This window comes from Colwellia sp. MB3u-45, assembly GCF_014077005.1.
GTDB lineage: Bacteria > Pseudomonadota > Gammaproteobacteria > Enterobacterales > Alteromonadaceae > Cognaticolwellia.
Map to the genome: position 1 here is coordinate 1 of NZ_JACGVC010000009.1, position 251 is coordinate 251.

Here is a 251-nt window from a genome sequence, read left to right on the forward strand (position 1 = left end):
TAAGCAACAGCAGTTTGAGTATGCTTATCTTTTTGGTGCTGTTTGCCCTGCAACAGGAGATACCGAGGCATTAATAGCGCCAATCATGAATATGGATGTGATGGAAAAACACTTAGCATTGATTGGCCAAAAGGTACCCAAAGGACGACACGCCGTGATAGTTGTGGATGGTGCAGCTTGGCATCAAGTCCATTTAACCGAAAAATTTGATAACTTATCAATTATAAAGTTGCCCCCTTATTCACCTGAAC

1 protein-coding gene is annotated in these 251 nt (G+C 41.8%); it reads left to right on the top strand.

All coding sequences use genetic code 11. The annotated features are described in order from the left end of the window. A partial coding sequence (locus H4J41_RS00025) for a transposase (protein ID WP_182150437.1) occupies positions 1–251 on the top strand: 251 nt, incomplete at both ends.